Annotated in this window: 28 protein-coding genes; 20 read left to right on the top strand and 8 right to left on the bottom strand. The window is 54.6% G+C overall.

Annotation, left to right across the window (positions count from 1 at the left end):
- Positions 1–37 precede the first annotated feature (37 nt).
- The 12 genes from DK872_RS12550 (at position 38) to trpS (ending at position 10,022) form a co-directional block, all read left to right on the top strand.
- Entirely contained in the window at positions 38–823 is a 786-nt protein-coding gene (locus DK872_RS12550) for a hypothetical protein (protein WP_007369749.1), read from the top strand.
- Positions 823–1,359: a PilN domain-containing protein gene (locus DK872_RS12545; RefSeq protein ID WP_007369750.1), complete on the top strand. Its 537-nt coding sequence runs from the start codon at positions 823–825 to the stop codon at positions 1,357–1,359. Before DK872_RS12550 ends, DK872_RS12545 begins: the two co-directional genes overlap by 1 nt.
- Positions 1,343–1,804, top strand: coding sequence for a hypothetical protein (locus tag DK872_RS12540; RefSeq protein ID WP_007369751.1), 462 nt, complete (start codon positions 1,343–1,345; stop codon positions 1,802–1,804). Before DK872_RS12545 ends, DK872_RS12540 begins: the two co-directional genes overlap by 17 nt.
- On the top strand, positions 1,794–2,195 hold the full coding sequence (locus DK872_RS12535; RefSeq protein WP_007369752.1) for a HofP DNA utilization family protein: 402 nt from the start codon (positions 1,794–1,796) through the stop codon (positions 2,193–2,195). Before DK872_RS12540 ends, DK872_RS12535 begins: the two co-directional genes overlap by 11 nt.
- Positions 2,107–3,339: a DNA uptake porin HofQ gene (gene hofQ / locus DK872_RS12530; RefSeq protein WP_071921625.1), complete on the top strand. Its 1,233-nt coding sequence runs from the start codon at positions 2,107–2,109 to the stop codon at positions 3,337–3,339. Before DK872_RS12535 ends, hofQ begins: the two co-directional genes overlap by 89 nt.
- A 286-nt stretch (positions 3,340–3,625) precedes the next feature.
- Positions 3,626–4,147, top strand: coding sequence for a shikimate kinase AroK (aroK, locus tag DK872_RS12525; protein WP_002920267.1), 522 nt, complete (start codon positions 3,626–3,628; stop codon positions 4,145–4,147).
- Positions 4,148–4,202: 55 nt separating this feature from the next.
- Complete coding sequence (gene aroB, locus DK872_RS12520) at positions 4,203–5,291, top strand: 3-dehydroquinate synthase (RefSeq protein WP_035888962.1); 1,089 nt, start codon at positions 4,203–4,205, stop codon at positions 5,289–5,291.
- Between the two features lie 88 nt (positions 5,292–5,379).
- A complete protein-coding gene (gene damX, locus DK872_RS12515; RefSeq protein WP_071921624.1) occupies positions 5,380–6,660 on the top strand; it encodes a cell division protein DamX in 1,281 nt (426 codons plus the stop codon).
- 67 nt (positions 6,661–6,727) lie between these two features.
- Positions 6,728–7,549, top strand: coding sequence for an adenine-specific DNA-methyltransferase (gene dam, locus DK872_RS12510; protein WP_007369756.1), 822 nt, complete (start codon positions 6,728–6,730; stop codon positions 7,547–7,549).
- A gap of 47 nt (positions 7,550–7,596) precedes the next feature.
- Positions 7,597–8,274, top strand: a complete 678-nt coding sequence (gene rpe, locus DK872_RS12505) for a ribulose-phosphate 3-epimerase (protein WP_007369757.1) — start codon at positions 7,597–7,599, stop codon at positions 8,272–8,274.
- Positions 8,267–9,025 (top strand): phosphoglycolate phosphatase, encoded by a 759-nt coding sequence (gph, locus tag DK872_RS12500; RefSeq protein ID WP_035888963.1) that lies wholly within the window; start codon positions 8,267–8,269, stop codon positions 9,023–9,025. The genes rpe and gph overlap by 8 nt, the downstream gene beginning before the upstream one ends.
- Positions 9,018–10,022, top strand: coding sequence for a tryptophan--tRNA ligase (gene trpS, locus DK872_RS12495; RefSeq protein WP_007369759.1), 1,005 nt, complete (start codon positions 9,018–9,020; stop codon positions 10,020–10,022). The genes gph and trpS overlap by 8 nt, the downstream gene beginning before the upstream one ends.
- A gap of 44 nt (positions 10,023–10,066) precedes the next feature.
- On the opposite strand, the gene cysG is transcribed toward trpS, so the two are convergent.
- The 3 genes from cysG to nirB form a co-directional block, all read right to left on the bottom strand.
- Positions 10,067–11,431, bottom strand: coding sequence for a siroheme synthase CysG (gene cysG / locus DK872_RS12490; protein WP_007369760.1), 1,365 nt, complete (start codon positions 11,429–11,431; stop codon positions 10,067–10,069).
- A gap of 106 nt (positions 11,432–11,537) precedes the next feature.
- Positions 11,538–11,864, bottom strand: coding sequence for a nitrite reductase small subunit NirD (gene nirD / locus DK872_RS12485; protein ID WP_161518411.1), 327 nt, complete (start codon positions 11,862–11,864; stop codon positions 11,538–11,540).
- Positions 11,861–14,404 (bottom strand): nitrite reductase large subunit NirB, encoded by a 2,544-nt coding sequence (nirB, locus tag DK872_RS12480; RefSeq protein WP_071921622.1) that lies wholly within the window; start codon positions 14,402–14,404, stop codon positions 11,861–11,863. Before nirB ends, nirD begins: the two co-directional genes overlap by 4 nt.
- Before the next feature lie 239 nt (positions 14,405–14,643).
- Here nirB and DK872_RS12475 point away from each other — a divergent pair, with 239 nt between their 5' ends.
- The 6 genes from DK872_RS12475 to DK872_RS12450 all read left to right on the top strand — a co-directional run bounded on the left by DK872_RS12475 (position 14,644) and on the right by DK872_RS12450 (position 19,442).
- Positions 14,644–15,942: a cytosine deaminase gene (locus DK872_RS12475; RefSeq protein WP_071921621.1), complete on the top strand. Its 1,299-nt coding sequence runs from the start codon at positions 14,644–14,646 to the stop codon at positions 15,940–15,942.
- A 156-nt stretch (positions 15,943–16,098) separates the two neighbouring features.
- Positions 16,099–16,671 carry a peptidylprolyl isomerase A gene (ppiA, locus tag DK872_RS12470; RefSeq protein ID WP_007369765.1) on the top strand — a complete coding sequence of 191 codons (573 nt, stop codon included), beginning with the start codon at positions 16,099–16,101 and terminating at the stop codon, positions 16,669–16,671.
- Between the two features lie 106 nt (positions 16,672–16,777).
- Positions 16,778–16,948, top strand: coding sequence for a YhfG family protein (locus DK872_RS12465; RefSeq protein WP_007369766.1), 171 nt, complete (start codon positions 16,778–16,780; stop codon positions 16,946–16,948).
- Complete coding sequence (locus DK872_RS12460; protein WP_035888966.1) at positions 16,938–17,540, top strand: putative adenosine monophosphate-protein transferase Fic; 603 nt, start codon at positions 16,938–16,940, stop codon at positions 17,538–17,540. The genes DK872_RS12465 and DK872_RS12460 overlap by 11 nt, the downstream gene beginning before the upstream one ends.
- Before the next feature lie 30 nt (positions 17,541–17,570).
- Positions 17,571–18,134, top strand: coding sequence for an aminodeoxychorismate synthase component 2 (gene pabA, locus DK872_RS12455; protein WP_007369768.1), 564 nt, complete (start codon positions 17,571–17,573; stop codon positions 18,132–18,134).
- An 87-nt stretch (positions 18,135–18,221) separates the two neighbouring features.
- Positions 18,222–19,442, top strand: a complete 1,221-nt coding sequence (locus DK872_RS12450; RefSeq protein WP_007369769.1) for an aspartate aminotransferase family protein — start codon at positions 18,222–18,224, stop codon at positions 19,440–19,442.
- Here the strand turns inward: DK872_RS12450 and DK872_RS12445 are convergent.
- The gene (locus DK872_RS12445; protein ID WP_072439604.1) at positions 19,432–21,510 is read right to left on the bottom strand and encodes a YccS/YhfK family putative transporter; all 2,079 of its coding nucleotides are present in this window, start codon (positions 21,508–21,510) and stop codon (positions 19,432–19,434) included. The genes DK872_RS12450 and DK872_RS12445 overlap by 11 nt on opposite strands.
- A 48-nt stretch (positions 21,511–21,558) precedes the next feature.
- Positions 21,559–22,191 (bottom strand): cAMP-activated global transcriptional regulator CRP, encoded by a 633-nt coding sequence (crp, locus tag DK872_RS12440; protein ID WP_000242755.1) that lies wholly within the window; start codon positions 22,189–22,191, stop codon positions 21,559–21,561.
- 311 nt (positions 22,192–22,502) lie between these two features.
- Here crp and DK872_RS12435 point away from each other — a divergent pair, with 311 nt between their 5' ends.
- Entirely contained in the window at positions 22,503–22,907 is a 405-nt protein-coding gene (locus DK872_RS12435) for an OsmC family protein (RefSeq protein ID WP_007369771.1), read from the top strand.
- A 29-nt stretch (positions 22,908–22,936) separates the two neighbouring features.
- Here the strand turns inward: DK872_RS12435 and DK872_RS12430 are convergent, their stop codons facing one another.
- Genes DK872_RS12430 through DK872_RS12420 form a run of 3 tightly spaced genes read right to left on the bottom strand, consistent with a single transcriptional unit; the run spans position 22,937 to position 25,096 of the window.
- On the bottom strand, positions 22,937–23,806 hold the full coding sequence (locus DK872_RS12430) for a phosphoribulokinase (protein WP_007369772.1): 870 nt from the start codon (positions 23,804–23,806) through the stop codon (positions 22,937–22,939).
- Between the two features lie 55 nt (positions 23,807–23,861).
- Positions 23,862–24,080 carry a YheU family protein gene (locus DK872_RS12425; RefSeq protein WP_043956310.1) on the bottom strand — a complete coding sequence of 73 codons (219 nt, stop codon included), beginning with the start codon at positions 24,078–24,080 and terminating at the stop codon, positions 23,862–23,864.
- Positions 24,077–25,096, bottom strand: coding sequence for a hydrolase (locus tag DK872_RS12420; RefSeq protein ID WP_007369774.1), 1,020 nt, complete (start codon positions 25,094–25,096; stop codon positions 24,077–24,079). The genes DK872_RS12425 and DK872_RS12420 overlap by 4 nt, the downstream gene beginning before the upstream one ends.
- Before the next feature lie 177 nt (positions 25,097–25,273).
- Here DK872_RS12420 and DK872_RS12415 point away from each other — a divergent pair, with 177 nt between their 5' ends.
- Positions 25,274–26,398, top strand: a complete 1,125-nt coding sequence (locus DK872_RS12415) for a toxic anion resistance protein (protein ID WP_071921617.1) — start codon at positions 25,274–25,276, stop codon at positions 26,396–26,398.
- Positions 26,399–26,401: the final 3 nt, after the last annotated feature.

Genomic DNA, 26,401 nt, shown 5'->3' with positions numbered 1-26,401 from the left:
AGCGTCATCCCCGCAGACGATAAGGAGATCGTAACTTATGGCATTCAGGCACTGGCAAATTGGGCTGCATATTCAACAAGATGGAATCTTTATTGTGGCGCTTGCCGCCGCACGTGGCGGTCAGGCTTTACGCCGCTGGTGGCACTTTCCTTTACCTGCCGGAACGATTGTTCAGGGGCGTATTAAAACACCCGAGCCGCTTCTTGCCGCGCTGCGTCCCTGGCGACAATCTTTACCACAACGGCACTGTGTTCGACTGGCTTTTCCCGCCGTACAAACCCTACAAAAAAAGCTACCACGTCCGGCTATTGCATTGCGTGAAGAGGCGCTTAATCGCTGGGTATCACAGGCTATGGCGCGCGAACTGGAAATGGCGGAAAACGAGCTCTGCTTTGATTTTACGGAGGATGAGCCGGGAAAAACCTATGGCGTGACCGCAGCGCAGAATAAAGACGTGGCGGTGCTGCTCGATATGGCGCAGACCCTCTCACTACATCTCTCTTCTATTACGCCCGATGCCAGTGCATTGCAGGCTTTGCTGCCCTGGCTCGCGCCTCCTGCCCGTTGCCTGGTGTGGCGCGACGAACGGCAATGGTTATGGGCAACGAAAGAGAGCTGGGGTCGGCGTGCGCAGGAGGACGCCGATAGCGCTGTTCAGTTAGCCAGCGTGCTGGGGTTGCCTGCTGATGAAGTTGTGCAGTGCAGTGATTTACCCGGCGGCTTTGATTGCTGGAGTGCTGTACCTTCGCGTCAGCCGCCGTTGCCGACAGCAGGCGATCGCTATGCTGTCGCTCTCGGGCTGGCCGTCGCCAGGGGATATTGATGGCTGGCGTGAATTTTCTGCCCTGGCGGCAATACCGGCGGCGACGCAGCGTGCGTCTCTGGGCGAGCGTTTTTATCGCCAGCCTCCTGCTGACAGGTGGTGCTGGCTTGCTATGGCGAGCATCGGTAGCCGCCAATCTTCACGTGCGGGTTCTTTGGCAGCAAGCCGATGCCGCACTGCTGGCCTCGCTGAAGGCGGGTGAAAAAACTTTGCTGGCACGGCAAGACGCGTGGCGCAAGGCGCAGGTTCGCAGACAGCGGCGGCAGGATACGCAGGCCTGGCAGCCACGCTTGCTTAGCCTGGCCGCAAATCTTCCGCAGAATGCCTGGCTGACGCAACTGCGCTGGCAGCAAAACCAGTTGACGCTATCAGGCCTTGCCAGCTCGGTTCGGGCGTTAGGTGTGCTTGAACAGCAATTGCGCAACATCGCGGGGTTTCAGTTACAACAAACCGGCGCAATGGAACGGGATGCGCAGGGGCGCTGGCAATTCCACTACCAGCTTAATAAGGAGAACAGGGATGTCCCTGAACGCTGATTTCTGGTTTGCATTATCGCCGTGGCAACGTACGGCATGCTGGCTGCTGAGCGTTTTTTGCGGCTTGCTTTTGGTGTGGTGGTTAGCCATTTCCCCGCTTAGTGCGGCACAGGCGCAGTTAAATATTCAGCAAAGCGGTCAACAGGCCGCATTACAGGCTCAGTGGCGCACGCTACGTGCATTATTCCCGCCGACAGAAAGTGCGCCCTTACCCACAGCGCAGCCTTTTAGTCCTCTGGATTTTCAGGAGACCAACAGGCAACTCATCCGCTGGCAACCCGGAAAAAATGGGGGGGAGTTGGTACTGGAAACTCGCTGGGAACCGGTGACGGAAACTTTTGCGCGCCTTGCCAGTTGCGACATGCAGGTTCCGGCATTTTCGCTGGCAGTGGGCGCTGATTTGTTGCGTTTTACCCTGCAACTGGAGCATGACGATGATCGTTGAACGCGTGGTTTTTGCCTGTGCGTTATGCCTGTTGCTGAGCGGTATGCGCGACCCCTTCCAGCCGCCGCCGGATACCTGTCAGCTTACCCAACTGAACCAATGGCAGTTTCGCGGCATGATTCAGGGCAAGCAGGCGGTGGGCATATTGCGTGATGCCGGTGAACGCTGGCATCGGGTCGCTGCTGGCGAGTTGCTGCCAACGGGCTGGCTCGTTGTTTCTGTCACAGTGGATGAGCTGCAAATTTCCACGGGTAAAGATTGCATCCCGGCGCAGTGGCGCTGGAAACGAGAAGGAACTCAGAATGAAAAAATGGATAACGGGCCTCATGCTCTTCGCCCTGTCTTACGTCAGCACAGCGACAACGCAGCTCGTCACGCTGACCGTCGATGATGTGCCGCTGGTACAGGTGCTACAGACGCTGGCCGCGATTGAAAAGCAAAATCTGGTGATCCAGAAAGATGTCAGTGGCACGTTGTCGCTGCATTTAACCGATGTTCCCTGGCGGCAGGCATTGCAAACCGTGGTGGAAAGTGCCGGATTAACGCTCAGTCAGAAGGGGACAATCTGGCAGGTTCACTCCGCGTCGTGGCAGCAACAAAAACAGGCGGAACAGGATGCCCGGCAGGCCCGACAAAAACAGAATGCCCCGCTGCAAACGCGCAGTATCGTGTTGCGTTATGCGGACGCCGAAGAACTGGCAAAAGCGGGCGGAAAACTGCTTAGCCCGCAAGGTGCAATAACCGTGGACTCGCGGCTTAACCGCCTGCTGATCCGGGATAATAAAGAGGGGCTGGCAACACTCGAAAAATGGGTGGCGCAAATGGATTTACCGGTCGAGCAGGTTGAGCTGGCGGCGCATATTGTGACCATCAATGAAAAAAGCCTGCGCGAGCTGGGTGTGAAATGGGGTCTGGCGCAGAGCGCCGAAACAGCGCGTGGGCAGATAAACGCGCTATCTGCGGATCTCTCCGTTCCCGATGCCAGTACGCGCGTGGGGTTCAATATCGGCAGTATTAATGCCCGCTTGCTCGATCTGGAGCTTTCCGCGCTGGAGCAAAAGCAGCAGTTGGAGATTATCGCCAGTCCACGTCTGCTGGCTTCACACCGGCAGCCTGCCAGCATCAAACAGGGGAGCGAAATTCCTTATCAGGTCGCCAACGGCGAAAATAATACCTCGGTCGAATTTCGCGAGGCTGTGCTGGGGATGGAAGTGACGCCAACTGTGCTGCCTGATAAACGCGTTCGTCTGAAGCTGCGTATCAGTCAGAATATGCCTGGTCAGGTGCTGCAACAGTCCGGAGGCGAAGCCCTGGCGATTGATAAACAGGAAATTGAAACGCTGGTGGAGGTGAAAAGCGGTGACACGCTGGCGCTTGGCGGAATTTTTTCGCAAAAGCGCACCACGAATAAAAACCAAATTCCGGGGCTTGGGTCTCTGCCTGGCATTGGTCAGCTGTTTCGTCAGGATGGTAAGGATAGCGAACGGCGAGAACTGGTCGTATTTATTACCCCAAGGTTGGCGGCGGTACATTAAACCTGCCGTAATCCCCCTTTTTCTTCGGAACTTGGTTCAGGTGTTTGACGTGAGAGATGATTTAGCTTACAAGGAGTACCGATTTGAGCGTCAGTGGTCTCCGTCGTATAGCAAGCAGCGTGAAGGATAACGTGTTTATTCAGTTGCCAAACAAGCCGGAGTACTGAGATAATTTTCGATCTGACTCTCGCACTATCGCATATGAGGTTTCAGTTCATGTCCTGCTACGCTGGGTATCTGTGAAGCGGGTTTATCATCAACGAATAGTCTTAGTAGTACCGAAAAAATGGCAGAGAAACGCAATATCTTTCTGGTTGGGCCTATGGGTGCCGGCAAAAGCACTATTGGGCGTCAGTTAGCTCAACAACTCAATATGGAATTTTACGATTCTGATCAAGAGATTGAGAAACGAACCGGAGCTGATGTGGGCTGGGTCTTCGATGTTGAAGGTGAAGAAGGCTTCCGCGATCGCGAAGAAAAAATCATCAATGAGCTGACGGAAAAACAGGGCATCGTTCTGGCGACTGGCGGTGGTTCTGTGAAATCTCGCGAAACCCGTAATCGTCTCTCCGCCCGTGGCGTAGTGGTGTATCTGGAAACCACTATCGAAAAGCAATTGGCTCGCACTCAACGTGATAAAAAACGCCCGCTTCTGCAAGTGGACGCGCCGCCGCGTGAAGTACTGGAAGCACTGGCTGACGAACGCAATCCTCTGTACGAAGAGATTGCAGACGTGACCATTCGCACCGACGACCAGAGCGCTAAAGTGGTCGCAAACCAGATTATCCATATGCTGGAAAGCAACTAATTCTGGCTTAATACACAGGCCTGCGGGTTTAAGCAACTAAGGTGGATGTCGCGTCATGGAGAGGATCACAGTCACTCTTGGGGAACGTAGTTACCCTATCACCATCGCGGCTGGTTTGTTTAACGATCCAGCTTCCTTCTCGCCCCTGAAGTCTGGTGATCAGGTCATGCTGGTCACTAATGAAACACTGGCTCCGCTCTATCTTGATAAGGTTCGCCACGTTCTTGAACAGGCTGGCGTGAAGGTCGATAGCGTGATTCTTCCCGACGGCGAGCAATACAAAAGCCTGGCGGTGATGGATACCGTATTTACTGCTTTGTTGCAAAAACCGCACGGGCGTGACACGACGCTGGTTGCGCTGGGAGGCGGCGTAATCGGTGATTTAACCGGTTTTGCAGCGGCCAGCTATCAGCGCGGCGTACGCTTTATTCAGGTTCCAACCACGCTTCTGTCTCAGGTTGATTCCTCCGTTGGCGGTAAAACGGCGGTAAACCACCCCCTTGGCAAAAACATGATCGGCGCATTCTACCAGCCAGCGTCTGTCGTTGTTGACCTTGATTGCCTCGCAACCCTTCCCGCCCGTGAACTCTCCTCCGGTCTCGCGGAAGTGATCAAATACGGCATTATTCTTGACGGTGAGTTTTTTGACTGGCTGGAACAGAATATGGATGCGCTTTTGCGTCTCGACGGCCCGGCGATGGCATACTGCATTCGGCGTTGTTGTGAGCTGAAAGCCGAAGTTGTTGCTGCCGATGAGCGGGAAACCGGCTTACGTGCTTTACTGAATCTGGGGCATACCTTCGGCCATGCTATCGAAGCAGAAATGGGCTACGGTAACTGGCTGCACGGCGAAGCTGTTGCAGCTGGCATGGTGATGGCGGCACATGCTTCTGAGCGTCTGGGCCAGTTCAGCAAAGCAGACACGCAGCGTATCAAAACGCTGCTCAAACGTGCTGGCCTGCCAGTTCAGGGGCCGCATGAAATGGCGGCGGAAGCCTATCTGCCACATATGATGCGCGATAAAAAAGTGCTGGCGGGGGAAATGCGCTTAGTGCTCCCGTTGGCCATAGGGAAGAGTGAAGTTCGCGGCGGAGTGTCGCACGACGTAGTACTTGGCGCTATTGCTGATTGTCAGCAGGCGTAACTATTAGAAAGGTCTGGTCACCTGTTGCGTGACGTTTAACTTCGGGCGCTATGCATGTCGTGGCATACGCCTTTGTGTGGGGTGTTAAATGGATGAATACAAACCAGAAGACGAGCTGAAAACCGATCCCAGCGATCGTCGTACTGGTCGTTCTCGTCAATCTTCCGATCGTGTCGATGAACCGCAGATCAATTTCGATGATATTGATCTCGATGCCGACGACCGCCGTCCTTCGCGTACCCGCCGGGCGCGTGATGAGCGCGAAGAAGAGGGCTACGACGAAGAAGATGAAGCTCTGGACGAAGAGCGTGAAGAACGTCGTCCGCGCAAGCGTAAGAAAGCGGCTGCCGCGAAACCTGCTTCGCGCCAGTACATGATGATGGGCATTGGCGTTCTGGTTCTGTTATTGCTCATTATCGGTATCGGTTCCGCGTTGAAATCCCCTGCGCCCTCCACGGCCAATGAACAGAATGCTCCGGCAGAGAAGAATATCGATCTCTCCGGTAACAATGGCAGTGCGGACAGCTCCGCCGCCGCTAACCAGGCGAATAACGCACAGCCCGCTGCCGGTACATCGCCTGTCCAGCAACCTGCTGGCAATGTGCCTGCGCCGCAGGATGTTACCTTACCGCCGATCTCCTCGACGCCATCTCAGGGTGAATCGCCTGCAACGCCTGCGGGCCAGCAGCGTGTGGAAGTTCAGGGCGATCTGAACACCGCGCTGTCGCAGCCGCAAAGCCAGGCGCAGATTGACAATGCGGTAAGCTCCACGTTGCCAACAGAACCTGCAACGGTAGCACCGGTACATAACGGCAATGCACGGCAGACGGCAGAAAGTCATTCGGCGGCAACGCGTCCTGAGCGCAAGCAGATGGTGATTGAGCCGAAACCGGTCGTTAAAGCGCCGGTCGCGAAAGCCGAGTCAAAACCGGTTGCCCAGCCGCCAAAACGCACTGAAACTGCGGTAACCGCTCCGGTGAAAGCACCGGCGACAACGACAACTGCTGCGACTGCTGCGCCGGTACAACAGCCGAAAGCCGCCGCGCAGGCTACTGCACCCGCTGCAAGCAGCGCAGTCTCAACCGGGAATGTTGGCGCGCTGAAATCGGCTCCGGGCAGCCACTACACGCTGCAACTGAGCAGTTCCTCGAATTACAGCAACCTGAATTCGTGGGCGAAGAAAGAAAATCTGAAAAACTTCGTGGTTTATCAGACTACGCGTAACGGCCAGCCGTGGTATGTGCTGGTAAGCGGCGTATATGCATCAAAAGATGATGCAAAACGCGCAGTTGCTACGCTTCCCGCTGATGTACAGGCGAAAAACCCGTGGGCTAAGCCGCTGCATCAGGTTCAGGCCGATCTGAAGTAATGTTTAAAGCGCAGGATGCTGTCGGAGCTTTCTCCACAGCCGGAGAGAGTGTAAGTAATCAGTCAGCATGAAAAAGAATCGCGCTTTTTTGAAATGGGCAGGGGGGAAATACCCCCTGCTGGACGATATCGGAAGGCATCTGCCAGAGGGTGAATGCCTGATCGAGCCGTTCGTCGGCGCGGGTTCGGTGTTTCTTAACACCTCGTTCTCCCGCTATATCCTCGCTGATATCAACAGCGATTTGATTAGCCTCTATAACATCGTCAAAGACCGCCCTGATGAATACGTTCAGTATGCGCGGGAATTGTTCATGCCTGCGACGAACCAGTCGGTGATTTACTATCAGTTGCGCGAGGAATTTAACCAGTGCCAGGATCCGTTCCGGCGCGCGTTGCTGTTTTTGTACCTCAACCGGCATGGTTATAACGGCCTGTGCCGTTATAATCTGCGCGGCGAATTTAATGTGCCGTTCGGTCGCTATAAAAAACCCTATTTTCCGGAAGCGGAGTTGTATCACTTCGCGGAAAAAGCGCAGAATGCCTTTTTTTACTGCGAATCCTACGCCGACAGCATGGCGCGCGCTGACGAGAATTCAGTCGTCTACTGCGATCCGCCTTATGCCCCGCTTTCTGCAACGGCAAACTTTACGGCGTACCACACAAACAGCTTCAGTCTGGAGCAGCAGGCGCACCTGGCCACCATTGCCGAGAACCTGGTGCAGAACCGGATCCCAGTATTGATTTCCAACCACGACACCGCGTTGACGCGTGAGTGGTATCATCAGGCAAAATTGCATGTGGTGAAAGTGCGCCGCAGTATCAGCAGTAACGGCGGCACACGTAAAAAGGTGGATGAATTGCTGGCGCTCTATCGCCCGGCGACACCTTAACTCGCTTTCGCCGCGTTGCCAGGCCCTATTTTCTCAAGGAGATGCGGATGAAACAGTATTTGATTGCCCCTTCGATTTTATCGGCTGACTTTGCTCGCCTGGGTGAAGACACTGCCAACGCGCTGGCCGCTGGTGGCGACGTTGTCCACTTCGATGTAATGGACAACCATTACGTACCGAACCTGACTATCGGGCCTATGGTGCTTAAAGCGCTGCGCAACTACGGCATCACCGCACCTATCGACGTGCATTTGATGGTGAAACCGGTTGACCGTCTGGTGCCGGATTTCGCCGCCGCGGGTGCGAGCATCATTACATTTCATCCTGAAGCTTCCGAGCATGTTGACCGCACGCTGCAACTGATCAAAGAGCAGGGTTGTAAAGCGGGGCTGGTGTTTAACCCGGCGACGCCGCTGAGCTACCTGGATTATGTAATGGACAAGCTGGATGTGATCCTGCTGATGTCGGTGAACCCCGGTTTTGGTGGTCAATCCTTTATTCCGCATACGCTGGATAAACTGCGCGAAGTTCGCCGCCGCATTGATGCTTCCGGTTTTGATATTCGTCTGGAAGTTGATGGCGGGGTTAAAGCCAGCAATATCGGCGAGATTGCCGCTGCTGGTGCGGATATGTTCGTGGCGGGGTCGGCGATTTTTGATAAGCCGGATTACAAACAGGTTATTGATGAAATGCGTAGCGAACTGGCGAAGGTAAGTCATGGATAAATTGCAGTCGATTCAAGGTGTGGCTTTCGATCTGGATGGTACGCTGGTGGATAGCGCGCCGGGTTTGACGGCCGCCGTAGACAGCGCGTTGTATGCGCTGGAACTCCCCCAGGCCGGTGAAGCGCGCGTGGTGACCTGGATTGGTAACGGCGCGGATGTGCTGATGGAGCGAGCATTCAACTGGTCGCGCCAGGAACGTGCTATCCAGCGTGCGGCGCAGGGCAAGCCAGACATTGAAGAGCATGTTCCGCAGGAAGAGCAGATTCGCATGCTGCGTAAGCTGTTTAACCGCTATTACGAAGATACGGTGGAAGAGGGCAGTTTCCTGTTCCCGGACGTGGCAGACACCCTGGCTGCACTGCACGCTCAAGGTCTGCCGCTGGCGCTGGTGACCAACAAACCGACGCCGTTTGTCGCTCCGCTGCTGGAAGCGCTTGATATCGCACAATTCTTCTCTTTTGTCGTCGGCGGCGACGATGTGGTGAACAAAAAGCCGCACCCGGAACCGTTGCTTCTGGTGTGTAAAAAGCTCAATATTCAGCCTCACGAGCTACTTTTCGTGGGTGATTCGCGTAACGATATCCTGGCTGCGAAAGCGGCAGGCAGCGTTTCTGTGGGCCTGACTTACGGTTATAACTACGGCGAAGCGATCACCCTGAGCGAACCAGATCTCGTATTTGATCACTTTAAGGACTTACTGCCCGCATTTGGGCTTTCGCATATTGAACATCAGGAAATGAAACATGACTAAGCCCATCGTCTTTAGTGGCGCACAGCCCTCAGGTGAACTAACCATTGGCAACTATATGGGTGCGCTGCGTCAGTGGGTAAACATGCAGGACGACTACCACTGTATCTATTGCATCGTTGACCAGCACGCGATTACCGTGCGTCAGGACCCGCAGGCGCTGCGTAAAGCGACGCTGGATACGCTGGCGCTGTATCTGGCCTGTGGTATTGATCCGCAGAAAAGTACCATTTTCGTTCAGTCGCATGTGACTGAACATGCCCAGTTGGGCTGGGCGCTGAACTGCTACACCTATTTTGGTGAGCTGAGCCGTATGACGCAGTTCAAAGACAAATCCGCTCGCTATGCGGAAAACATCAACGCCGGTCTGTTTGATTATCCGGTACTGATGGCGGCAGATATTTTGCTGTACCAGACCAATCAGGTGCCGGTTGGGGAAGATCAGAAGCAGCATCTGGAACTGAGCCGCGATATCGCCCAGCGTTTTAACGCGATCTACGGCGATATCTTTAAAGTGCCGGAGCCGTTCATTCCGAAATCCGGTGCGCGCGTGATGTCGCTGCTGGAACCAACGAAGAAGATGTCCAAGTCGGACGATAATCGTAATAACGTGATTGGCCTGCTGGAAGATCCGAAATCCGTGGTGAAGAAAATCAAACGCGCGGTGACCGATTCCGACGAGCCGCCGGTTGTGCGTTATGATATCGCCAACAAAGCGGGCGTTTCCAACCTGCTGGATATTCTCTCCGCCGTTACCGGCCAGAGCATTCCGGAGCTGGAACAGCACTTCGAAGGCAAAATGTATGGACATCTGAAAGGCGAAGTGGCGGAAGCGGTTTCCGGTATGCTGACCGAGTTGCAGGAGCGTTATCATCGCTACCGCAATGACGAAGCCTTCCTGCAGCAGGTGATGAAAGAGGGGGCTGAGAAAGCCAGTGCACGCGCCTCTGAAACGCTGAAAAAAGTCTACGAAGCGATTGGCTTTGTCGCCAAACCGTAATTGATGATTGCCGGATGAGCGAAGCCGCCATCCGGCAATTTATTTCAAAACCATTTCAGTTTATCGCGTAGCGCCACGACGCGACCCACAATAATCAGCGCCGGGCTTTCCACCTGCTGCGCCAGTTCGCCGAGTTGCGATAAATCACCGCTCACCACACGCTGCTGCACCGAGGTGCCGTTTTCCACCAGCGCAACCGGCATATCGGCCTGCATGCCGTGTGCAATCAATTGAGCCTGAATGGTGGTGGCCTGATTTAAGCCCATATAAAACACCAGTGTCTGTTTTTCTGCCGCCAGGTTGGCCCAGTCCAGCTCGCTGCCGGTTTTCAGATGCCCCGTTACCAGCCGTACGCTTTGTGCATAATCGCGGTGCGTCAGGGGAATGCCTGAATAGGCCGAACAGCCGGAGGCTGCGGTAATCCCCGGTACAACGGAGAAGGGAATTCCTGCATGGCACAAGGTTTCCAGCTCTTCGCCGCCGCGGCCGAAAATAAACGGATCGCCGCCCTTCAGACGCACAACGCGTTTGCCCTGCTTCGCTTCTCGCAGCAGGATCTGGTTGATCTCTTCCTGCGGTACACAGTGATAACCTGCGCGTTTACCGACAAAGACACGATCGGCGTCGCGGCGCACCAGGTTCATGATCTCATCCGAAACCAAACGATCGTAGACCACCACATCGGCTTGCTGGATCTGCTGCAAACCTTTCAACGTCAGTAATCCGGCATCGCCAGGGCCCGCACCCACCAGCACAACTTCGCCGCGGTTATCCAGCGGCTCGGCCAGCAGCTGTTCGGTGATTTTTTCTACCGCTGGAGTGTTCTGGTTCGCCAGAGATTGCGCCAGCCGATCGTTAACAAACAGTTTTTCCCAGAAACGGCGGCGTTCACCGACGCTGGCGAACTGGCGCTTTACACGACCGCGTAGCTTGCCAGCAAAGTGTGCAACATGGCCGAGATGTTGCGGTAGCAGCGATTCCAGCTTCTCACGCAGCAAGCGTGCCAGTACCGGCGAAGTACCGCCGGAGGAGACGGCCACCATTAGCGGTGAGCGGTCAATAATTGACGGCATGATAAAACTCGCCTGCGTGGGAGCATCGACCACATTACAGAAGATGCGGCGCGCTTCAGCCGCAGTGCTGACCTGCTGGTTAACGGCTTCGTTGTCCGTGGCGGCGATCGCCAGCCAGCAATCATCAAGCAGCGTCTCTTCGAATGCGCCTTCCGCCAGCGTCAGCATGCCTTCTGCCGCCCAGACGGTAAACTGTGGCGTAAACGCGAGAGCGTTAACGGTCAGCCGGGCGCCTGCGTCCATCAGCAGCCGGGCTTTGCGTTCGGCGACATCGCCGCCGCCAACCAGCAGGCATGCGCGATCGCGTAATTGACAGAAAATGGGCAAATGATCCACGACATTACCTCGGTATTGTTGTTGTTCGACGTAGCATACCAGCAAGAGAACTGCGGAAGTTAAGGGAATCTTGAAGGAGCGGGAGCGTTGCGCTCCCGCTGGAGAGTCAGGCTTTGATCTGGACTTCACCTTCTTTGACTCGCGCGTCGAAATGCGCGATAGAACGGCTTTCATCCTCCATACACAGGCCATCACGCAGACGGAAGCGCTGTTTTTTCAGCGGGCTTGCCACCCACAGATCGCCCTGATGTTCGGCGATAATCCCACGAGAGAGCACACTGGCTTCAAAGAAGGGATCGATATTGCTGATGGCAAAAACCTGATCGTCATGGCGCGGGCGGAAAACGGCGACTTGTTTGCCGTTTACCAGCGCGCAAACACCGGTGACAGGCACAATGTCATCGATTTTGCAGATAGTGTTCCACTGGCTCATGCGTTTTCCTCCACTAATACGACCGGAATACGTTCATAGGGCGTTGCCGGGCGATGTTGTTCGCGTTCCGGCACCACTTGCACATTCGGGTCGCGGCGATCGCTGTTGATAAAGTGTTTGAAGCGCGTCTGGGCGGCAGGTGTGTTCACGGTTTCTGTCCATTCGCAAATTACTGCTTCACGCAGGCGGGTCATCTCTTCTTCCAGTTGCGCGTCAAAGCCCAGCTTGTCGTCGATAATCACGCTTTTCAGGTACTCAATGCCGCCTTCCATGCTTTCCAGCCAGGAGGCGGTACGGGTCAACTTGTCAGCGGTGCGGATGTAAAACATCATAAAGCGATCGAGGTAGTGCAGCAGGGTTTCGCGGTCGAGATCGGCAGCCAGCAGATCCGCATGGCGTGGTTTCATACCGCCGTTACCGCAAACATACAGGTTCCAGCCCTTTTCGGTGGCAATGATACCGACATCTTTCCCCTGGGCTTCCGCACACTCGCGGGTACAACCGGAAACGCCGAATTTCATTTTGTGCGGCGTACGGATGCCTTTGTAGCGATTCTCCAGTTCGACGCCAAAGCCAACGCTGTCGCCAACGCCGTAGCGACACCAGGTGGAGCCGACGCAGGTTTTCGCCATACGTAATGCTTTAGCGTACGCATGGCCCGTTTCGAAACCGGCGTCGATAAGTTGACGCCAGATTTCCGGCAGATCGTCTTTTTGCGCGCCGAACAGGCCGATACGCTGCGAACCGGTGATTTTGGTGTACAGGTTAAATTCACGGGCGATACGGCCCACTTCCATCAACCCTTCCGGTGTGATTTCGCCGCCTGCGGAGCGCGGGATCACCGAATACGTACCGTCTTTCTGGATATTGGCGAGGAAGTTGTCGTTGGTGTCCTGCAATGGCGTATGTTGCGGTTTCAGGATGTACTCGTTCCAGCAGGAAGCGAGCAGCGAACCAATGGTCGGTTTACATACTTCGCAGCCGTAGCCTTTACCGTATTTCGCCAGCAGCTCGTCGAAGGATTTAATCCCTTCCACACGGATCAGGTGATACAGCTCCTGGCGCGAGTAGGCAAAGTGCTCGCATAGGTTGTTGGTAACCTCGATACCCTGTTTTGCCAGCTCGGCGTTCAGCACGTGCGTCACCAGCGGGATACAACCGCCGCAGCCGGTACCGGCTTTGGTTTCAGCTTTCAGCGCAGCAACGGTATGACAGCCTTTATTGATGGCGGCGATCAGAGCGCCTTTGGTCACGTCGAAACAGGAGCAGATTTGCGCGCTGTCCGGCAGCTTATCGACACCGATTGACGGTTTGCCGCTGCTGGCATGTGCAGGCAGGATCAGCGCATCCGGATTTTCTGGCAGTTCGATGGCGTTAAGCACCAGTTGCAGCAGGTTGCCGAAATCGCTGGTGTCGCCCACCAGCACCGCGCCGAGCAGGGTTTTGTTATCCGGGCTGACGATCAGACGTTTGTAGACCTCTTTGCTTTCGTCGAGATAAACATAGCTGCGCGCGCCTGGCGTACGGCCATGCGCATCGCCGATACCGCCCACATCGACACCGAGCAACTTCAGTTTGGCGCTGAGATCCGCGCCTTCAAAGGCGTTTTGCGTACCCAGAATATGATCTACAGCGACCTGCGCCATTTTATAACCCGGCGCGACCAGGCCATACACGCGGTTATTCCAGTTGGCGCATTCACCGATGGCGTAGATGTTCGGATCGGAGGTCTGGCAGTTATCGTTGATCACGATACCGCCACGTTGCGCCACTTCCAGGCCGCACTGAGTCGCCAGCTTGTCGCGCGGGCGAATACCGGTTGAGAAGACGATAAAGTCCACTTCCAGCTCGCTGCCGTCGGCAAAGCGCATGGTTTTGCGCGCTTCTCTGCCTTCCTGCACGATCTCTTTGGTGTTTTTGCTGGTGTGAACGCGCACGCCCATGCTTTCAATTTTACGCTTCAGCTGTTCGCCGCCCATCTGATCGAGCTGCTCGGCCATCAGCATCGGGGCGAATTCGATCACATGCGTTTCGACGCCGAGGTTTTTCAGCGCGCCAGCAGCTTCCAGGCCCAGCAGACCGCCGCCGACCACGGCACCACGACGGCTACGACGCGCGCAGGCTTCAATAGCGTTTAAATCTTCAATGGTGCGGTAGACGAAGCAGTCCTGCGTTTCGGAACCTTTGATCGGTGGGATCCACGGATAGGAGCCGGTCGCCATGATCAGCTTGTCGTAATAGACCGTGCGCCCGGCGCTGGAGTGAATTACTTTTTCCTGCCGATTGATAGTGATGGCGCGTTCGCCTACCAGCACTTTCACACCGTGTTTTTCGTAAAAGCCTTCGCGAACCAGCGACAACTCTTCGGCGGTATGATGAGAAAAATAGGAAGAGAGATGGACGCGGTCGTAGGCTTTACGCGGCTCTTCACAAAAGACAGTAATATCGAACTGAGCGGCGTCGGTTTTATCGAGGAGATCCTCAATAAAACGGTGGCCGACCATGCCGTTACCGATAATAGCGAGTTTGACTTTGCTCATTTTTGCCTCGATTTCTTTTCTATTACCTCCTACCTTAACGATTCAGCCCCCCCACTTATTGATGTGCATCAAATACATCTTCGCCTACCACTTAATGAGTAGCTTATTGATTTTTCTTAGTTTTTATAAGTTGTGGATATCAATGGCTTTTATGGTTTGCGTTAAATGTGTGCAAAAAAAAGCGGGTTTTTGCTCGCGTCTCTGATACAAGATATCTGATGAAAACACGGAGGCATGCTATGTCGGCAACACCGCTTTGGTTGGTTCAGAATGTGCATTTACCCGATCGCGAAGGGCTGTGGCAAATCGCCATCGAGCAAGGGCGCTTTGGCGAAATTACGCCGATGGGCGCAACGCACAGCGATAGCCTCGAAGTACTGAATGCCCGCGGCGGCCTGGCGCTGCCACCTTTTATCGAACCGCATATCCACCTTGATACTACGCAAACCGCCGGTGAGCCGAACTGGAACCAGTCCGGTACGCTGTTTGAGGGGATTGAACGCTGGGCGGAACGCAAGGCGTTGCTTAGCCATGAGGATGTGAAAGCACGCGCCTGGCAGACGCTGAAGTGGCAAATGGCTAATGGCGTGCAGCATGTGCGCACCCATGTTGATGTCTCCGATCCCTCCCTGACTGCGCTGAAAGCGATGCTGGAAGTGAAAGCGGAGGTCGCGCCGTGGATCGATTTGCAGATTGTTGCGTTTCCACAGGAAGGCATTCTCTCTTACCCCAATGGTGCGGAGTTGCTGGAAGAGGCGTTACGTCTGGGCGCCGATGTTGTCGGCGCGATCCCGCATTTTGAGTTTACCCGCGAGTACGGCGTGGAATCGCTGCACATTGCCTTTGAACTGGCGCAAAAATATGACCGCCCGCTGGATATTCACTGTGATGAAATCGATGACGAACAGTCGCGTTTTGTTGAGACGGTGGCTGCACTGGCGCTGAAAATGGGGATTGGCCCGCGTGTGACGGCCAGTCATACCACCGCCATGCACTCTTATAACGGTGCTTACACCTCGCGGCTGTTCCGCCTGCTGAAGCTTTCCGGCATTAACTTCGTCGCCAATCCACTGGTCAATATTCATCTGCAAGGGCGTTTTGATGATTATCCGAAACGTCGGGGCATCACGCGCGTGAAAGAGCTGCTGGCGGCGGACATCAACGTCTGCTTTGGTCATGATGATGTGTTTGATCCCTGGTATCCGCTTGGTACGGGCAATATGTTGCAGGTGCTGCATATGGGGCTGCATGTCTGCCAGCTGATGGGCTATCAGCAAATTGATCAAGGGCTGCGTTTAATCACCCATAACAGCGCCAGAACTTTCGGTCTGACACAGTACGGTATCGTCCCCGGCAACCCGGCCAATATGATTATTTTGCCGGTGGAAAGCGGGTTTGATGCTGTGCGTTGCCAGGTGCCTGTGAGATGGTCTATTCGCCAGGGGCGAGTGATTGCCAGTACGCAGCCTGCGCAAAGTTGGGTGAAGATGGACAGCGGCGGTGAAGAGGTGCAGTTCAGCCGTTATCACGCACGATAACCTGCGGCGTCAGGCCGTATTCTTGCGGTTGTGAGCGACCTGACGTTACATATGTTTCCAAATACGTAAAATTAAGTAAAAGGCTGGCCTGCTGGCTGACTGCTCTTTAGAATCAAGCCACTCGCTTTCTTTACTGCACTTCGTTAAGGAAACCCTATGGTTAAATCGACTCTGGCGGCTGTTGTGGCTGTGTTTGCCCTTTCTGCTCTTTCCCCTGTTGCGCTGGCGGCAAAAGGCGACCCCCATGTTCTGCTCACCACCTCCGCAGGTAATATCGAACTGGAGCTGAACAACCAGAAAGCCCCTGTGTCGGTGAAAAACTTCCTTGATTACGTTAACAACGGTTTCTACAACAACACGACGTTTCATCGTGTGATCCCGGGGTTCATGGTGCAGGGCGGTGGTTTCAACGAGCAGATGCAGCAGAAACAGCCTAACCCGCCGATCAAAAACGAAGCTGACAACGGTCTGCGTAACACGCGCGGTACCATTGCAATGGCGCGCACTGCGGATAAAGACAGCGCGACCAGCCAGTTCTTCATCAACGTTGCGGATAACGCTTTCCTCGACCACGGCCAACGTGATTTCGGCTATGCGGTATTCGGTAAAGTTGTGAAAGGGATGGATGTGGCGGATAAAATTTCTCAGGTGCCCACGCACGATGTTGGCCCGTACCAGAATGTCCCGTCAAAACCGGTTGTTATCCTTTCCGCAAAAGTGCTGCCGTAACACCCCCTTCGCACGGGTTTTTCGCCCGTGCTTAGTTCGCTTCCCTGCGTAACGTTAAATTGCTGCTTATAATTTGGGCAACTACATGTGCCAACAGGGAGGCGCTATGCCGAAAAAACTCACCGACAGGCAAAAATCCCGTCTCTGGGAGCAGCAGCGCAATGTTAACTTTCAGGCCAGCCGACGACTGGAAGGCGTTGACAGCGCGCTGGTGACGCTCACCGCCGAAGAAGCCAACATCCGACTTGCAGAACTCCGGAGGCACTATGAGCGATAAATTTGGCGATGGCCGCGATCCTTACCTCTATCCAGGCCTGAATGTGATGCGCAACTTACTGGGTATCCGCCAGGCGCAGCGCCTTGAACAAGCTGCTTATGAGCTGACGGCATTACGTGCAGCGACGCTTGGACTGGGGCCGCTGGCACGCGGGCTTCCGCATCTTTGCGCTATTCATCATCACCTTTATCAGGATGTGTTCGACTGGGCCGGGAAGTTTCGGGAAGTAGACATCTACGAGGGCGATACGCGTTTTTGCCATTTCGAATACATCGAAAAAGAGGGCAACGCGCTGATGCAGCAACTGGAAGAAGAAGAGTGGTTGTGCGGCCTGTCTGCGGATGCGTTTATCGAACGACTTGCGCACTACTACTGTGAGATCAATGTGCTGCATCCATTCCGCCTCGGCAATGGCATCGCACAGCGCATCTTTTTTGAGCAGCTTGCGCTGCACGCTGGCTATATTCTGGACTGGCGCGGTATCGCTCCTGAACGCTGGAGCGCGGCGAACCAGGCCGGAGCGATGGGTGATTTAGATCCACTGTGCGCTATCTTCCGTAAAGTGGTAAGCGAAGCTGTCGAAAGCGAGTAAACTAGCGCGGTTTATTTTACCGAGGCCGCTATGATCCTGCTTATCGACAATTACGACTCCTTCACCTGGAACCTGTATCAATACTTTTGCGAACTGGGCGCAAGGGTGGAGGTGAGGCGTAACGATGAGCTTTCGCTTGAGGATATTGCCGCGCTGGCACCGCAAAAAATCGTTATCTCGCCAGGCCCTTGTACGCCCGATGAGGCCGGTATTTCACTGGAAGTCATTCGCCATTATGCAGGCAAACTTCCTGTGCTGGGCGTCTGTCTTGGTCATCAGGCGATTGCCCAGGCCTTTGGCGCGACGATCGTCCGTGCGGCAAAAGTGATGCACGGCAAAACATCGCCCATTACCCATAACAATAGCGGCGTGTTTACCGGGCTTAATAATCCGTTAACCGTCACCCGTTACCATTCTTTGGTGATTGATCCACCTACGCTACCCGCCTGCTTTGAAGTCACTGCGCGCACGGAAAGCGGGGAAATAATGGGGATTCGCCATCGGCAGTGGGATCTGGAAGGCGTACAGTTTCACCCGGAAAGTATTCTTAGCGAGCAGGGCCACCAGTTACTGGAAAACTTCCTCAAACGGTGATTTCTGGTTGCCATGCAGTGATTTTTTATGCATATTTCGTGATTATATTTTCATAATCAATGCAACAAAAAATTGGATGGGCAAGACATGGCAACTCAGCAAGACGCGGTAACGCGTGCAAACTTCGATGAAGTGATTCTGCCAATTTACGCACCGGCCGAGTTTATCCCGGTGAAGGGAAAAGGCAGTCGTGTGTGGGATCAGCAGGGTAAAGAGTATGTTGATTTTGCAGGTGGAATTGCGGTAACTGCTTTAGGACACTGCCATCCCGCGCTGGTAGAAACGTTGAAAACGCAGGGTGAAACGCTGTGGCATATCAGCAATGTATTCACCAACGAACCGGCTCTGCGTCTGGCGCGTAAACTGATTGACGCGACTTTTGCCGAGCGCGTGGTGTTTATGAACTCCGGCACGGAAGCGAACGAAACCGCCTTTAAGCTGGCGCGTTTTTATGCATCCACTCGCCATAGTCCGTATAAAACCAAAATTATTGCCTTCCACAATGCTTTCCACGGTCGTTCGCTGTTTACCGTCACGGTTGGTGGTCAACCGAAATATTCCGACGGTTTTGGCCCGAAACCAGCCGATATCATTCATGTGCCGTTCAACGATCTGCACGCGGTGAAAGCTGTCATGGATGATCATACCTGCGCGGTGGTGGTCGAGCCGATCCAGGGGGAAGGCGGTGTTACGGCAGCAACGCCGGAGTTTTTGCAAGGGCTGCGCGAACTGTGCGATCAGCACAAAGCGCTGCTGGTATTTGATGAAGTGCAATGCGGCATGGGCCGTAGCGGCGATCTGTTTGCTTATATGCACTATGGCGTGACGCCGGACATTCTGACCAGTGCGAAAGCGCTGGGGGGCGGTTTCCCGATCAGCGCGATGCTGACGACCAATGAGATCGCCAGCGTGTTCCACGCCGGTTCGCACGGTTCCACCTATGGCGGCAACCCGCTGGCCTGCGCGGTAGCGGGAACGGCTTTTGACATTATCAACACGCCAGAAGTGCTCAACGGTGTGAATGCTAAACGCCAGCTTTTCGTTAAGCATTTGCAGCAGATCGGCGAAAAATATCAACTCTTCAGCGAAGTTCGCGGCATGGGGTTGTTGATTGGCGCTGAATTGACTGCGCCGTTCAAAGGCCGCGCGCGTGATTTTCTCTATGCTGCCGCAGATGCGGGCGTAATGGTGCTGAACGCCGGTCCGGACGTAATGCGCTTTGCGCCGTCGCTGGTTATTGACGAGCAGGATATTGATGAAGGGATGCGCCGCTTTGCCAGCGCGGTAGAGAAAGTGGTTAATGGTTAAGGCGTCGGCTTAGCCAGATGCCATGATGCGGGCGCTGACGCCATGCCACTGACGAAATGGTGTGCATGGTGTTCAGATGCCCGATAACCCGTTGTAAATGCTGTTCAAGCGTGCTCATTGGCCCGTGGGTCAACGTTTCCGGCGCTTCAAGAATATTCACATCACCGGACTCTCCCGGTCCGTCATACTCCAGCCGCTGCTGACAACGTTGCAGCGCAATTTCGCAGGACTGTAAATAGCGCTGCGCCAGCTCCGGCGTCAGCATCGTATGCTCACGCGCCAGCGTGGTCATCGCATTGATATGTTCGACAATAAATTGACTGTGCGTCACCCACAACTTCATATCTTCCAGATAACGGGTGTTAAAGCCCGGTTCCTGCATTGCCTGATTGAGCGAGTTAAAAAGTGCATTATGTGCCTGGTTGACGCGCATACGCTGCCAGGCGAGCGGCGTGGGCTGCGGGTCATCGCTGAGGATCAGGCGAATCGCCTGCTGGTCTGTTTCCAGCGCGTCGTGGGCATTCTGGCGCAGCAAACCGCTTTGCCATTGCGGCCACAGCCAGACCATACCGCCAAAGGCGATCAGGCAGCCAATTAAGGTATCGATTAGCCGCGCGACAATAAATTCTTCGCCGTTTAAGGTCAGCAGTTGCAATGAGTACACCGCGGTAATGGTAAAGCCGACCATCGCCCAGCCGTAGTTTTTGCGGATAATCAGATAGCTGACCAGCGTAATCAATAACATGGCCGTCAGCGTAAAGCCGAGCGGAACATGAAAGTGCAACGTGATCCCGGCGATCACCAGCCCGGCAATGGTTCCTGCCGCCCGGTGGACAATGCGCACGCGTGTCGCGCCATAACCATTTTGCGTAACAAACATAATCGTCATCATGATCCAGTAGGGCTTTGGCAGATGCAGGGCGCTGCCCATCAGGCCGGCAATACTGAGCATCACACTGATGCGCGCCGCATTACGCAGCGCGGCGGATTTCAGGGACAAATAGCTTTTCAGCGCCGGGAGCAATGGCAATCGACGCTGCTTCTCTGCCATCAAATCGCGGATGTACAGAGGACGCTGCGTACGCAGTACGCGGGCGATGCGGCTAAAGTGCCAGGCGCAGAACTGGCCTACCGGATTGTCCGGATGCTGGCGGGCGATTTTTTCCAGCGCGCCAATTTGCTTCTCCATCGTGAAACGCGTCGGATACCGATGGTAGAGAATATCGTCCGCCAGCACGCGTAAACGGGCGGCAACGGTCTGCGCATTCCAGCGGATCACCTGCTCGGCATGGGTTTGTTCAACCAGTTTTTGTACCTCTTCCGGCTGGTGCAGGCTAACGGAAATATGCTCTTGCAAATCCAGCGCGACCTGGAAAACGCGCAGCAGGCGTTTGTAGTCGTTATGCTGATTGGCCGCCAGCATATGCAATTGTTGATAGCACTGGCTTATCATATCCACCGCTTTTTGCTGGCGTGCAAGCAGCGGCGGCAGGGCTTTTTCCGGATCGGCGTGCTGCGTCAGCAGGCTGTATTTGGCCTCGCAATAATCAGCCAGTTGCCGGTAGAGCAGGCTTAATGATTCGCGCAGCGGTTGTTCCCGCCACATCCAGAACCAGAACCAGTTAAACAGCCCGTACCACAGCGTGCCCAGCGCGTAGATCAGCAGTGGTTCCCACACCGGCATATTCCCGGCGAGGCTGAGCGTGAAGATGGCGGCAATCAGCGAGGCGGGCAGTAAGCGCGCGTGCAATGCGCTGATCTCGGCCGTGACGCCCAGTAGCAGGGTCAGCATGGTAAAGATCAGCGGCAGCGGAAGATCTTCCGCCAGCAGCAATTGCACAGCCAGGCTGCTACCCGCAAACAGACAGCCGCCAATAATCAGGCGTTTAAAGAAACGCTTATGCGGCGTGTCGAGACCGGCAATATTGCAGCAAGCGGGAACGAGTGAGAAAAGCAGACCCTGTTGCAGATGGCCGACGAGCAGGCCAATCGCCACAGGCAGACATAACACCAGCGTTTGTCGCAGTGCGTAGTTGATTTCGGGGTGATAAATCAGCCTGCGCCACATGAGGAGAGAAAAACGGCGCGCCGGGTAAACGATGCGCCGTTTTACGGATTAACGTGTTCCGTATACCACGATGGTTTTACCGTGGGCGGAGATCAGGTTCTGATCTTCCAGCATTTTCAGGATGCGGCCGACAGTCTCACGGGAGCAGCCAACGATTTGGCCAATCTCCTGGCGAGTGATTTTAATCTGCATGCCGTCCGGGTGAGTCATTGCGTCCGGCTGTTTTGCCAGATTCAGCAGCGTCTGCGCGATACGGCCCGTTACGTCCAGGAACGCCAGGTTGCCGACTTTCTCCGAGGTCACCTGAAGGCGACGCGCCATCTGTGCGGAGAGGCGCATCAGAATATCCGGGTTCACCTGGATAAGCTGACGGAATTTTTTGTAGGAAATCTCGGCGACTTCACAAGCGGTCTTGGCGCGTACCCAGGCACTGCGCTCCTGACCTTCTTCGAACAAGCCCAGTTCACCGATAAAATCACCCTGATTAAGGTAAGAGAGAATCATCTCTTTACCTTCCTCATCCTTGATTAGCACTGCCACTGAGCCTTTAACGATGTAGTACAGCGTTTCCGCTTTTTCACCCTGGTGAATCAGCGTGCTCTTCGACGGGTACTTATGAATGTGGCAATGAGACAAGAACCATTCGAGAGTCGGGTCTGTTTGCGGTTTGCCAAGCACCATGCGCGGTTATCCTCTGTTATAAGCTGGCTCCGAAAGCGGGGATGTAGTTTCAGCCTGCTTCCGGGGTTGCAATCAAAGCTTCTCATGTCCTGAGAAGTAGGCCGTCAGCGTTATCTGCGGCCTCTAATCTACGATGTCATGCATACATGCGTAACATCCATTTATCTCTGTAGCATCCAGATTGTTTTAGCATAGGTTTTCACGCCTGTCTCCTGGTGTCTCGCTTCAGCATGACGCAGGTCGCCTTCCGTTGCGAGTTTTGTTATGTACGCGTAATCTGTGGAGAAAATTACTACTCCGGAGTGAATAAAATGCAGGCACGAGTGAAATGGGTTGAAGGGTTAACCTTCCTGGGTGAGTCCGCATCTGGCCACCAAATTCTGATGGACGGTAATTCCGGGGATAAAGCGCCAAGTCCGATGGAGATGGTGCTGATGGCAGCGGGCGGTTGCAGCGCAATTGACGTCGTTTCCATCCTGCAGAAAGGGCGCCACGACGTGACCGACTGCGAAGTGAAGCTGACTTCCGAGCGCCGTGAAGAAGCGCCGCGTCTGTTTACGCACATCAATCTGCACTTTATCGTCACCGGTAAGGCGCTGAAAGACGCGGCGGTTTCCCGCGCGGTGGATCTGTCGGCAGAAAAATATTGCTCCGTAGCGTTGATGCTGGAGAAGGCCGTGAAGATCACCCACTCCTACGAGGTTATCGAAGCCTGATGCCCTGGCCCGGCGATCGGTTTGCCGGGCTACTTAATCTTTTTCCCTTCCATCAGCCGTTGCACCAGCGGCGTCATAATCAATTCCATCGCCAGCCCCATCTTGCCGCCCGGTACCACCAGCGTATCCATATGGGAAATAAACGAACCTTGCAGCATCGCCAACAGCCACGGGTAATCAATGCCCTGCAAATTCTGGAAGTGAATGACCACAAAGCTTTCATCGAGTGACGGAATGCCTTTTGCGGCAAAAGGGTTAGAAGTATCGACCGTCGGCACACGCTGGAAGTTGATGTGCGTACGGGAAAACTGCGGGGTGATAAAGTTGATGTAATCTTCCATCGAGCGAACCACCGAATCCATCACTGCTTCACGGGAGTGTCCGCGTTCGCTGGTGTCGCGAATCAGTTTCTGGATCCACTCCAGGTTGACGATCGGCACCACGCCAACCAGCAAATCAACGTGCCGCGCCACGTCATTTTGCGGTGTCACTACGCCGCCGTGCAACCCTTCGTAAAACAGCACGTCGGTGGGTTCCGGCAGCGGTTGCCAGGGCGTAAACGTGCCCGGAACCTGATTCCACGGCACCGCTTCATCGTAGGTATGCAGATATTTACGCGTTTGCCCGGTTCCGCTCTGGCCATATTCGCTAAAGGTTTGTTCGAGCAGGCCAAAGTCATTGGCATCCGGGCCAAAGTAACTGATATGCCGCCCAAGATCGCGGGCTTTGCGGATCGCCATATCCATTTCCGGACGGGTATAGCGATGGAAGCTGTCACCTTCCACTTCTGCGGCATGCATATCGAGCTGGGCGAAGATTTTACGGAAGGCGACGCTGGTCGTGGTGGTTCCCGCGCCGCTGGAGCCAGTAACGGCGATGACCGGATGTTTGGCGGACATAGCAACTCCCTGAATAAAACTGTGTTTGCAGTATAGTCAGCCGCCATCTACCCGGTTAATCGTGGAACTGCCCCCGCGGCATAATATTTACTGTCTCGTGCAGTTCCGACCACACCAGTACAGCTTCACCGCGTTGCAGTTGACGTTTAACGTCAGCGACTTTTTGTTCTAGCGAACGTTCATGTTCACCATAATCGGTGCCTTCGCGCAAGACAAAGCTCTCAATCAGATTGTTCAGCGTGTCGGCGTCAATCTCTTGCCAGGGAATAATCATGATGTTCTCAGCCAGGTGGAAAGCCAGTCCGGAATGCGCTTTTCCAGCCACATTTCCGGTCGGCGCAGTGTACCGCCGACAAACCCGACATGACCGCCGTGCTCTGTCAGTTGGTACTCAATATTTGGCGGTAAATGCCCGGCGTCGGGAATGACGTTGTGATCCATAAACGGATCGTCTTTGGCGTGAATGATCAGCGTCGGTTTGCGGATCAGCGGCAACTGCGGCATGGCGCTACAGCGGCGATAGTAATCCAGCGCATCCGCAAAGCCGTGGATTTTGGCGGTGATCAAATCGTCAAATTCACGGATACGCCGCACTTTCCGCAGCGCTGGCAGCGTTGTCGGCAGCGAGCCGGGATAGGCTCTTAATTTGCGTGCGGCGTTCGCTTTCAGCAAATTCAGCAGGTAACGCTGATAGAAGCGGGAAAACCCTTTTTCCATATGATAGCTGCACGCTTCCAGCATCAATGGCGCAGAGACAATCACGGCTGCATCAACGGGAAGAGAATCATCGGCTTTGGCCAACAGACAGCCAAGCATATTGCCGCCCAGCGAATACCCTACCGCCGCGGTCGGCGCCGGGCCGAAGGTTTCTGGCAGCCAGCGCAAAAACCAGGTGCCATCTTCGGTTTCGCCGGAGTGGTAGATGCGGTTCAGGCGGTTGGGAATGCCGCTACACCCGCGAAAATGCATCACCACGCCCAGCCAGCCGCGCTCTTTTGCCGCATGGATAAGACCATGCGCATACGGACTGTGCAGGCTTCCTTCCAGGCCGTGAAACACGACCAGACGCGGTTTGTGTTTTGCTTGCCCGGGCTCTTCGCTCCAGGCGAGATCGACGAAGTCGCCGTCCGGCAACTCCAGGCGCTGCCACCAGGGATCAAACTGTAAGCGGCGGCGTAGAATGCGAGGCAGCATCGTTTGTAGATGCGGATTCCGCGCACCCGGCATCGGATGAAAGTTGTGCGAATCTTCCTGATTTTCAAGAAGATTTGCAGGGGTAATATCTGCCATCGTGTTAAATCATCTCAAGAAACTGACGCTTATTATACTTGCGAATATTTAAGCTGTTTAATACTTTGCTGCTGTTGTACCGTATTACGCTCTATGGACAGCCTTATAACGATTTAATAAATCAGCAATTTCATTCCATTACTGCTGTCCGCTTTTCACTCATTGAGGACTCATTGGATGACGGAAAATACCTCGCTTGACCTTGCGGCGCCACAGCAGCTCAATCAGGCAATTAACGACTTACCCGGCAGTGAAAATTTAACCCCAGCCGAGCAAACGCAAATCCAGAATATCGTTGAAGAAATTAATATTAACGATCCGGTGTTCTCGCTGGCCTTTGGCGCCAAAACCATGAACAGCATCTCGCAGTTTTCTGAATCGCTGATGCAGGAAGTCCGGGCGAAAGACGCTGGCGTGATTGGCGCACAGCTGACCGATCTGCTGATGAAAATCAAGCAGGTGGATATCAGCGCTTTTGAGCAAAAACCGGGTTTCCTCGCTTCACTACCGCTGTTGGGATCGCTGTTTAACCGGATCGAGCGCACTATGCTGGAATACCAGACGCTGGCGAAGCAGGTAGATACCATCACCGAAAAGCTGAACGAAGCGATGGTGGATCTGCTGCGCAATATCTCGGTCCTGGAGATCCTGTTTGATCGTAACCGCGACGTTTTTCAGCAAATCACGTTGCATATCATTGCCGGTAAGCAAAAGCTGGAGCAGATCAAACAGAACGAACTACCCGCTTTGCAGGCGCAGGCGGCAACTGATCCGATGAACGCACAGCGCCTTCGGGATCTGCTGGAGGGCATTCAGCGCTTTGAGCGTCGTCTGCATGATTTGATGCTGTCGCGCACCATTGCGATGCAGTCCGCGCCGCAAATCCGCCTGATGCAAAGTAACAGCCAGTCCCTGGCGGAAAAGATCCAGAGCAGCATTCTTTCCACTATTCCTGTCTGGAAGAGCCAGATTGCGCTGTCGATGTCATTACAGACTCAGCGTCAGGCGGCAAAACTGCAAAAAGACGTTGCCGATACGACCAACGACTTACTGCGCCGCAATGCAGAAATGTTGCAAACCGGAACGCTGGAAACAGCGCGTGAAGTGGAGCGTTCGGTCGTGGATATCGAAACCCTGCGTGAGGTGCAGACGCGGTTGCTCAGCACCATTGAAGACTCCGTGAAGATCGCTATCGACGCGCGCCAGCGCAGAGCCGAGGTGGAAAAAGAGTTGGTCACGATGGAAAACGATCTGCGTAGCCGCCTGGCGTCTATTGCCAACGGCGCGGTGCGTCAGCAGTAAGGC

The organism is Kosakonia sp. MH5, assembly GCF_009935945.1.
Taxonomy (GTDB): domain Bacteria; phylum Pseudomonadota; class Gammaproteobacteria; order Enterobacterales; family Enterobacteriaceae; genus Kosakonia; species Kosakonia radicincitans.
The sequence above is the reverse complement of the archived record's forward strand: the minus strand, read 5'-3'. Positions and strand labels throughout refer to the sequence as shown.